This is a genomic window from Acinetobacter sp. HA, from assembly GCF_000264725.1.
In the GTDB taxonomy this organism is placed as follows: domain Bacteria; phylum Pseudomonadota; class Gammaproteobacteria; order Pseudomonadales; family Moraxellaceae; genus Acinetobacter; species Acinetobacter schindleri.
The window spans coordinates 1-8,603 of sequence record NZ_AJXD01000046.1; the positions used below are offsets into that span (position 1 = coordinate 1).

Sequence of the window (8,603 nt, forward strand, 5' to 3'; positions counted from 1 at the left end):
CCAAGAAAAAGACTCGGCTTTAAAAGTCCGAGTCAGGTATTATGGCAACAACATGGTGTTGCACTTCAAATGCTAATCTAAGTTAGTAATTAAAGATTACTTCGAACCTTTAATCCCGGCTTGCAATAACAATGCCCCTAAACCACCAATTTTATTTTCCTGTGGCTTAGCCGCTTGAGGTTTCTTGCCATGCGGGCGGTCACCTTGCGGACGCGCATGCTGTGGACGTTTGCCTTGTGGCTTGCGCTCACCACGTTGCTCATTGTCACGACGTGGTTGACGTGGCGCTTTCACTGGTGCTTCCGAACCTTCAGGACGCATCGACAGATTGACACGGTTACGTTCAACATCGACGTTCAGTACACGAACTTGTACGATTTGACCTGGTTTCACCACTTTATGCGGATCAGCCACAAATTCATTCGCTAGTTCAGAAATATGTACCAAACCGTCCTGATGTACACCAACATCCACGAAAGCACCGAAGTTAGTCACATTGGTAACTACACCTTCCAGCTGCATGCCTTCAGTCAATTGAGCCACTTCAGTAATATCATCACGGAATTTTGCGGTACGGAATTCTGGACGCGGGTCACGGCCTGGTTTTTCCAGTTCAGCCAAAACGTCCTGAACGGTTGGCAGTCCGAATTTGTCATCGACAAACTCTTCAGCATTGACCTGGCGAATGATTTCAGTATTACCAATGATGTCTTTTACAGTCGTTGCTTTCGCTTCAACAATTTTAGATACCAGTGGATAAGACTCTGGGTGAACTGCAGACGCATCTAGTGGCTCTGAACCTTGCTGGATACGCAAGAAACCCGCTGCCTGTTCAAAAGTGCGTTCGCCTAGGCGTGGCACTTTTTTCAGGTCCTGACGGTTGTCAAAACGGCCATTTTCTTTACGGAAGTCCACGATTTGCTGCGCGATTGATTTGTTCAGACCTGCGATATAACCTAGGATCGCAGCAGATGCAGTATTTACATCCACACCGACCGAGTTCACACAGTCCTCTACCACTGCTTCAAGGGTTTTCGCCAGACCAGTCTGGTTCACATCATGTTGATACTGACCTACACCAATCGATTTTGGATCGATTTTCACCAGTTCAGCCAATGGATCCTGTAAACGGCGTGCAATCGAAACCGCGCCACGAATCGACACATCCAGCTCTGGAAGCTCTTGAGAAGCCAATTCAGAAGCAGAATAAACAGAAGCGCCTGCTTCAGACACAGAAACACGAGTCAGTTTCAGGTCGCTATTGGCAGCCATCATTTCAGCCACAAGCGCTTCAGTTTCACGGCTTGCCGTACCATTACCAATCGCGATCAGGTCGACATTGAACTCGCGGCAAAGACGAGCAAGTTCAGCAAGTGAACCTTCCTTATCGTCTTTTGGTGCAAACGGATAAATGGTGCTGTGTGCAAGAACATCGCCAGATTCATTTACGACTGCCAGTTTTACACCGGTACGGATGCCAGGGTCTACACCCAGTGTCGTACGCGCACCAGCGGGTGCAGAAAGCAGCAAATGACGCAGGTTTTCAGCAAAGACCTGCATCGCTTCTGCTTCAGCAGCCAGACGTTTTTCAGTCAATAAAGAATGTTCGATGCTTGGACGGACTTTACCCAGCCAGAACAGCTTTGCAGTCTGTTTCAGGAAATCCTGACGAGACTGGGGCTGAATGGCATCCAGATTATATTCGGTTTCAATACGCGCCAATGGAGCATCGTCTTCGCCATCCACTTTCAGGCCCAGGACATTTTCCTGACGGCCACGCAGCATTGCCAGTAAACGATGTGAAGGAACTTTGTTCAGATTTTCAGAGAAGTCGAAATAATCACGGAATTTCTTGCCAACTTCTTTTTTCTCTTCACTGGCTACCAAACTTTTTAAAATGGCAGTTTTTGCAAATGTGGCTTTCAGCTCAGTGGTCAGCGCAATGTTCTGTGCCCAGTCATCAATCAGGATGTGCTGGATCGCATCCAACTGGCTTTCTTGATCTGGATAATCTTCATGGCTAAAGCCCGCAAGTGCTTCGGCAGGATCAACCGCTTCAGCAAAGATTTTTTCTGCAATCGGACCAAGACCAGCTTCTTTGGCTTTGAATGATTTACTGGTACGTTTTGGACGGTACGGCGCGTAAATTTCTTCTAATGCATTTTTGGTTTCTGCCGCATTTACCCGCGCCAATAAATCATCAGATAATTTATCTTGTTCTTTGAGTGATTCAATCATCTTTTCACGGCGCTCATACAAATCACGCAAGTATGATAAACGCGTATCGAGCTGGCGTAGTTGCGTATCGTCTAAGCCCTGCGTTACTTCTTTACGGTAACGTGCAATAAATGGAACACTGGCACCTTCATCAATAAGTTTGATGGCAGCTTCTACTTGAGTTGGACGTACGGCAAGTTCTTTTGCCAACTGCTGAACTAAGTCAGTCATCGTGTTTGATCCCACAAGGATAAGTACTAAATGGCATGATTATAAAGACCAGGCCTATAAAATCCACAATTGTTTTTATTAATTTATCTTTATGAATTATGACAGTGTTGTTCAATATTTGAAGAATGACGTTTAGATCCAGGCGATGACCGCCTCATATTTGCGAAACTTTTATCATTTGCCTGTATATATTTGGTATCCATCCCTTGATTTTAACTGCAATTTTTGTTGCTTTAGAGCATAGTCAATCGCTATAAATGAATCGTATACTCAAGACATCTATTAGTTTTTGTTTAAGACGACAATAAAGAATAAAGGAGCACCTTATGAGTTTAGTTGTACCCGCTGAAAAAACCGATGCAGTACATACCGAAACCGATCGGGTAGAACGCATTCTGGTTGTCGATGACGATGTCCGTTTACGTACCTTGCTGCAACGCTTTTTAGAAGATAAGGGTTTTGTGGTCAAGACTGCGCATGATGCTACTCAAATGGACCGACTGCTACAGCGAGAACTGTTTTCTCTGATCGTGCTCGACTTTATGCTCCCTGTTGAGGATGGTCTGAGTATCTGTCGTCGTTTACGCCAGTCCAATATCGATACACCAATCATCATGCTGACAGCACGTGGTAGCGACTCGGATCGTATCGCAGGACTTGAAGCCGGTGCGGATGACTATTTACCTAAACCATTCAATCCAAATGAGTTATTAGCACGTATCCGTGCCATATTACGTCGCCAGGTGCGTGAAGTACCAGGTGCGCCAAGCCAGCAAATGGAAGTGGTTAGCTTTGGTCCATGGTCACTTGATCTTTCTACCCGTACCTTAACGCGTGAAGGTCAGGTGGTAACCCTCACAACAGGTGAATTTGCTGTATTAAAAGCCTTAGTACAGCATCCACGTGAACCGTTAACACGTGACAAGCTGATGAATCTGGCACGTGGTCGTGAATGGGGGGCAATGGAACGTTCGATTGATGTGCAAGTGTCTCGCCTGCGTCGTCTGGTAGAGGAAAATCCGGCTCGTGCGCGTTATATCCAGACAGTATGGGGTGTGGGTTATGTCTTTGTTCCAGATGGTGCGGAGTAATTTTTTCGTATCAGAAAAATAAGATGAATTGTCTGTATATACCTTTCTGATTTTGAATTACGTGACAAATTCATTCGCAGCTGTTTGAGGTAGGAGGTATTCATCTCTAATGTTTCTGCGACCACTTGATGACTTAATGCATTTTGACGAGTTTTGCGATGAGGAGCCCTGCTCCGTAAGATGGTTTTGCCTACTTTTGCCAAAACAAAAGTAGGTCGAACCGAAGGTTTCAAGCCTCATCTAAATTCGAAATAATTTAATTTGGATGTGATATGCATTACTTCGTAAGAGGATGAGGTGATTTTTGAGTAAAACCTCTCCCTGAGGAGCATGCTCCGCAAGTCTCCTATAAGGAGAGGGAACTTTCTTTATAGTAATTAAAAAATTATTTATAAAAGAATTCTAATCATTTGCTGAAGTAATAACACAGGATTGTGCAGTGAAACTCGACCCCATCGACCCACAAGAATTTACTGATTTTGTCCATTACTCGGAAAAGAAACGTACCCGTATGGAACGTTTTCTCGACAAAATCAAGCCACGTTCAGCTGCAATGCGAACCGCGGTACTTGTGGTTTTTGTGGTCCTGTTCAGTCTGGTGATGTCGATTTGGTTTTTCTGGCGAACTCTTTATTTGCCGGAAATTCAGCAACATGCCCGCTATCTCGCTGTTGAACTGGAAATCCTGAATAATCCTAGCCTGCGCCTGTATCACCATGATCAGGAAGTAGATATCGATGATTATTTAAAAAGCCGTATTGGGATTGAGTATATTACCGACCCTGCACAGTATCCCAATATTCGTGAAAAAGTGATTGCCGAATTTTTTACCAGTAAAATTGAGGAAAAGCTGGCAAAAGAATTACGTATTGACCGGGCAACTGTATATTTCCAGTTTAAGCCGAGTCCACAGATCTGGATTCAAACGCCTGAAATGAATGGTCATTGGGTTCGTGAACCTTTAAAAACCTATGCTAACTATAGCCCTGAACTGATTTTTGGCTGGTTGCTGGGTACACCATTGATTGCTGGCATTATTATTCTGACTTTGGTCCGTCAGCTGAATCGTCCGCTACGTCGCTTACAGGAAGCCGCGAATAGCTATAGTGCAACTGGTTCTGCACCCTATCTGGATACCAATCATGGGCCACTTGAAATCCGTCAAGTAAACAATGCCTTTAACCATATGATCTATACGCTAGAACAGACCGAGCGTGAACGCCGGATTATGCTCGCTGGTATTTCACATGATTTGCGCACGCCTCTGACTCGTATCCGCCTGAGTGCCGAGATGATGCCAGACGAAGATTTCCTCAAAGAAGGTCTGATTTATGATGTCGAGGACATGGATGCAATTTTAAATCAGTTTATTTCCTTTATGCGCGATGGTTCCGATGAAGAGCCACAAGAAACCAATGTCAATACCCTACTACAAGAACTGGTTACCCAGTTTAAGCCGCTTGATATCCGCTTTACGCCTCAGGAATTACCACTGATCCAAGCCCGCAGTATGTCGCTTAAGCGATTGATTGGTAACTTGATTAACAATTCAAAACGCTATGGTGCCGAACCAGTTGAACTCTCGGCCCAGATTGAACAGGATCGACTGTTAATCAAAGTGGCTGATCATGGTGAAGGCATTCCAGAGGATCAAATTGAAGATCTCATGCAGCCTTTTGTACGAGGTAATTCGGCTCGTACTGTTCAGGGTAGTGGCTTGGGACTGGCCATTGTAAAACGGATTGTCGATATTCATTCTGGTGAACTATACATTCATAATGGACCTGAAGGTGGATTGGAAGCCATCATTTCACTACCAATTCATCAAGCGGAACCAGAACAGACTGCGACCCCGACCACGCTCGACAAAATCCGACAAAGTATCACTGGTCACTTTTAAGAATAGATTAATATTTATACATTTTATTTTTAGGATTTAATTTCTTATTTATATAAATAATATATTATTCAATATGTTAAAAATCATCATTTATTTTTATACCCCTATTTGGCTAAAAAATTAGACCTTAGCCTAACACCTATGCAAAATACTTTTTTTGATCGGTACAATCCGTATCAGTATTCAGGAATTTAAGAGAGTTCAAATGTCTTTAGACCGTATCCGTTTAGCATCCCTACACAATAAGGTAATGAGTGCAGAACAGGCAGCTCAGTTCATCGAAGATGGCATGACTGTAGGTATGAGTGGCTTCACTCGTGCAGGTGAAGCAAAAGCGGTTCCACTGGCGCTGGTACAGCAGGCAAAAGCGAACCCATTAAAGATCACCCTCATCACTGGGGCTTCTCTAGGGAATGACCTGGACAAGCAATTAACAGAAGCTGGTGTATTGGCACGTCGTTTGCCATTCCAGGTCGACAACACCCTGCGTAAAGCAATCAACAAGGGTGAAGTGATGTTCATCGATCAGCATTTGTCTGAAACTGTTGAACAGATGCGTAACCAGCAGCTGAAAAAACCAGATGTAGCAGTGATTGAAGCGGTTGCGATTACTGAAGACGGCGGCATTATTCCTACAACTTCAGTTGGTAACTCTGCAAGCTTTGCAATTTTTGCAGAAAAAGTGATTGTAGAAATCAATACAAACTTAAGCCCAGCTTTTGAAGGCTTACACGACATCTATATCCCGACCTATCGTCCAACACGTCAAGCGATTCCATTGACTAAAGTAGATGAGCGTATCGGTACACATGCAATCAACATCGATCCGGCGAAAATTGTCGGTATCGTAATTAACAGTGAATACCACGATTCTCCATCTACAGTAACAGCTCCGGATGATGAGACTCAATCTATCGCAAATCACCTGATTGCTTTCTTCGAAAAAGAAGTAGCAGCAGAACGTTTACCGAAAAACTTAGGCCCACTTCAGGCCGGTATCGGTTCAATTGCAAATGCCGTATTGACTGGTCTGAAAGAGTCTAATTTTGAAGACCTGATCATGTACTCAGAAGTACTGCAAGACTGTACTTTCGAATTGATCGATGCGGGTAAAATGAAATTTGCTTCAGGCTCATCAATTACCCTTTCTGCAAAATACGGCGAGAAAGTATTTAACAATCTTGAGCAATACAAAGATAAACTTGTATTACGTCCGCAAGAAATTTCCAACCATCCTGAACTGGTACGTCGTTTAGGTATTATCGGTATTAACACTGCACTTGAGTTTGATATCTACGGTAACGTGAACTCTACTCACGTATGTGGTAGCAAAATGATGAACGGTATCGGTGGTTCAGGTGACTTCGCGCGTAATGCGCACATTGCGATCTTCGTAACCAAGTCAATTGCCAAAGGCGGTGACATCTCATCTGTTGTTCCAATGGCATCTCATGTTGACCATACTGGCCATGACGTAGATGTGCTTGTAACTGAACAGGGTCTGGCAGATCTTCGTGGTTTAGCGCCACGTGAGCGTGCTCGTGCCATCATCGACAACTGTGTACACCCAATGTACAAAGATGCATTAAATGACTACTTTGATCGTGCATGTGTACGTGGTGGTCAGACACCTCACCTTCTAAATGAAGCGCTGAGCTGGCATGCAAACTTTGAAGAAACTGGTTCGATGTTAGTCTCTGTAAAAGAAGCTAAATCTGCATAATTGAGTTGATAAAAAAACGTCCTTCGGGGCGTTTTTTTATCGGCAAAACTTAATTAAACTTGATTTGATCACCAAGGATTCTTCTGACTTCTGAGAGACCGTGAATACTTAAAGAACATTCAATCACACCAATCGATACTACATCCTGATTGATCTGTAAGGTTAACTGCCCTTTTTCATTAAACTGAAATACACTATTAAATAAACTCAAACTCTCCTGATTACTCTGTGCAGCTACTGGGAAACCCTGCGGCGTCATTCTTTGCAATGTATCAGCCCGATATAAATCTGTTTTTGTTTGAAATGAACGATCCTGTCCTGACACCAGCGCAAGTAAATCATCATCCAAATGTTCAAAATCAGATGAATCAAAAAAACTTGCAATTGCTGGAAGCTGAATCCCTGCCATTAACATAGCGCATGTATAGCTACAGACCCTATTCATAGCACTGCCTCCTAAATTTCAGCAATATCAAAATAGCATTTTAATTCACAATAAGATCAAACACTTATCATTATTTTATAAAATATCCCCAACAGATCTATGCTATTCATTGAACTATTTCACAAAAAACGTGAATATTCAGACGAATAACCAAAGACAAGTTAAGTAATAAAGAATGTCTAAAATTTAAAATTCTTTAATCTTCTCCCTAGTTCTTTCGACCTATTCAACCTTTAAATTCTGGCTATATGCCCTCATACTTCTCCTAATAGAAATATTTAGGAAATTTCATGCGCGTAGATATCTGGTCGGATGTGGTCTGCCCTTTTTGTTATATCGGTAAAAAACGTTTAGAAGCTGCTGCAGAACAGGCAGGTGTAGAACTTGAAGTTCACTGGCATAGCTTCCAGCTTGATCCTGAAGCACCTGTACGTCAGGAAATTTCTAATTCTGAAAGACTTGCGCAGAAATATGGCCGTACTGTGGCAGAAGTCGAAGAAATGCAACGTAATATTGCCGAGATGGCCAAGGCAGAAGGTATCGAGTTTAACTGGGAAGGTGCCAACTCAGGCAATACCTTTAACGCTCACCGTATTATCCATCTTGCCCAGAGCAAAGGTTTAGGTAACGAAGCTGAAGAAGCTTTCTTCTATAGTTATATGACCCAAGGTCTAGCCATTGGAGAGCGTGAAACCTTAGAAGATGTAGCAGCCCGTATAGGTCTGAATCCTGTTGAAGTTGATGACGTGCTGAATTCAGAAGAATATGCAGATTTCGTTAAATTCGATCAGGAAATTGCACGCGACCAGTTGAAAGTTACAGGTGTTCCGTTCTTTGTATTTGACCAGCGTATTGCCTTGGCGGGTGCCCAACCCAAGGAAGTATTTGTACAGGTTCTAGAAAAAGCGCTAGAGCCACCGCAGGCTGCTGCAGAACAATGTACTGATGATCAATGTGATCTGCCTAAATCTGAATAAGATAAGACACATAAAAAAA

At 43.2% G+C, this 8,603-nt stretch carries 6 protein-coding genes; 4 read left to right on the forward strand and 2 right to left on the reverse strand.

The window, feature by feature from the left end; all coding sequences use genetic code 11:
* Positions 1 to 96: 96 nt before the first annotated feature.
* Positions 97 to 2,448 (reverse strand): Tex family protein, encoded by a 2,352-nt coding sequence (locus HADU_RS09345; RefSeq protein ID WP_008305628.1) that lies wholly within the window; start codon positions 2,446 to 2,448, stop codon positions 97 to 99.
* A 326-nt stretch (positions 2,449 to 2,774) separates the two neighbouring features.
* Here HADU_RS09345 and ompR point away from each other — a divergent pair, with 326 nt between their 5' ends.
* From ompR to HADU_RS09360, 3 genes are all read left to right on the forward strand, one after another.
* A complete protein-coding gene (gene ompR / locus HADU_RS09350; RefSeq protein WP_004890528.1) occupies positions 2,775 to 3,539 on the forward strand; it encodes a two-component system response regulator OmpR in 765 nt (254 codons plus the stop codon).
* A 439-nt stretch (positions 3,540 to 3,978) separates the two neighbouring features.
* Positions 3,979 to 5,439 (forward strand): ATP-binding protein, encoded by a 1,461-nt coding sequence (locus HADU_RS09355; RefSeq protein ID WP_004813519.1) that lies wholly within the window; start codon positions 3,979 to 3,981, stop codon positions 5,437 to 5,439.
* Positions 5,440 to 5,644: 205 nt separating this feature from the next.
* On the forward strand, positions 5,645 to 7,162 hold the full coding sequence (locus tag HADU_RS09360) for an acetyl-CoA hydrolase/transferase family protein (protein WP_008305630.1): 1,518 nt from the start codon (positions 5,645 to 5,647) through the stop codon (positions 7,160 to 7,162).
* A gap of 49 nt (positions 7,163 to 7,211) precedes the next feature.
* Here the strand turns inward: HADU_RS09360 and HADU_RS09365 are convergent, their stop codons facing one another.
* Positions 7,212 to 7,571, reverse strand: a complete 360-nt coding sequence (locus HADU_RS09365) for a hypothetical protein (RefSeq protein ID WP_227499351.1) — start codon at positions 7,569 to 7,571, stop codon at positions 7,212 to 7,214.
* A 326-nt stretch (positions 7,572 to 7,897) separates the two neighbouring features.
* On the opposite strand from HADU_RS09365, the gene HADU_RS09370 reads away from it, so the two are divergent.
* Positions 7,898 to 8,584 (forward strand): DsbA family oxidoreductase, encoded by a 687-nt coding sequence (locus HADU_RS09370; RefSeq protein ID WP_004813526.1) that lies wholly within the window; start codon positions 7,898 to 7,900, stop codon positions 8,582 to 8,584.
* The last annotated feature ends 19 nt before the right edge of the window (positions 8,585 to 8,603 follow it).